A 1,380-nucleotide genomic window follows, 5' to 3' on the forward strand; every position below is an offset into this window, starting at 1 on the left:
TGGTCGTGGAATGCGACCGCCGTCGTCATCGCGGGTGTGGGCCTGACCTTCGGCATGTGGTGGGTGTACTTCATGACGCCGTTCGGCGACATCCTGGTGCGCCGCCGCGAGCGCGGTTACCTCTTCGGCTACGGCCACATCCCCCTGTTCATCGGCGTCGCCGGAACCGGCGCGGGGCTGCACGTGGCGGGCCTTACATGGAGCACCACGCCAAGATCTCCGGCATGGCCGTCGTCCTCGCACTGGCCCTGCCGGTCGGCCTCTACCTCCTCATGGTCAATCTGCTGCACACCCTCCTGCTGTCCGCGGCCGACTCCTTCCACCTCCTCCTGCTCTCCCTCACTCTCGCCGTACTGCTCGCCGCGGTCCTGCTGGCTGCCGCCGGAATGGCCCTCGCGGTGTGTCTGCTCGTGATCATGCTCGCCCCGTTCGTCACCGTGACCGGCTACGAGACGATCGGCCACCGCCACCAGCAGCAGATGCTGGAAGAGCTCGGAACGCGGTAGACAGGCCGCCAGACGCGGGCCGGACCAGCCCCTCCGGCATGCGGCGGCTCTCCCCAAACGTCGCACTCTCCCTTGCTGATGCCGCCATGCAGCGGGAGGCACGTACCGCCCACCGGAGGCCGATCTGGCAGTAGTCGCTGTCCTAACTGCTGGTCGAGGCGCGGTCGACTGGATCGACGGCCCCCCATTCGTCCGGGTCCGCCAAACCGCTTGTTCCTGATGACCCTGCCGGACGAGCGGAAACCTTGCCCCTACCGGTCAGACGGTCTTGAAGGAAGTGCTGCGTGCCGTCGGCGGAGTGGGGCGGCAGCCGACTCCTGGGGTCACTCGTTCGTGGTAGGGCCAGGTGCCACGCGTGGTGGATTTGTTGACACGCTTATGGATCTTCGGGTGTCTTCAGGAAGGCACACGGCGGACACACGAAAGGGCGTGGGAGTCCGCGCGGGCACGTTCCGGGACGGATGTTTCACCCCGCTTGACCGTTTTGGCTGACCGGTTCAGAACACTTTCCGCACAGTTGTGCGCGCTTCTTTAGTAGAATCGTTGCCAGCATGTGGTGGGTACCTATGCCCACGACGCTACGTTCCGGCACTGCCCGGGTGCACAAGGTAGTAATGTCCGAGCCTCTGCTTGTCCGCTCCGGACAGGCAAAGACCCCGGCTGCTGGTTGGTCGCCTCGCGCCGGGGTCTTATCGCTCCTCAACGTCAGCTCGAACCCGAAAGGAAACCCCTCGTGTCCCGCTACCGACGTCCAACTCGTCTTCCCGCACGTGCGTCTGCACTTGCAGGAAAACCGAACCGTGAACGTATCATCCCGTCCCCTTATGCGGTTCAAACACCGGACTGGGTTGCCACGGCTGTCACGCTCCGGGGA

1 protein-coding gene and 1 pseudogene are annotated in these 1,380 nt (G+C 65.1%); both read left to right on the plus strand.

Annotation, left to right across the window (positions count from 1 at the left end; translation table 11 throughout):
* Nucleotides 1–54 precede the first annotated feature (54 nt).
* Nucleotides 55–132: pseudogene (locus tag ACWGJ2_RS40470) on the plus strand (hypothetical protein); the annotation flags it as partial.
* Nucleotides 133–197: 65 nt separating this feature from the next.
* Nucleotides 198–506: a hypothetical protein gene (locus ACWGJ2_RS40475; protein ID WP_453351424.1), complete on the plus strand. Its 309-nt coding sequence runs from the start codon at nt 198–200 to the stop codon at nt 504–506.
* Nucleotides 507–1,380: the final 874 nt, after the last annotated feature.

The sequence above is a fragment of the Streptomyces sp. NPDC054796 genome, from assembly GCF_053611545.1.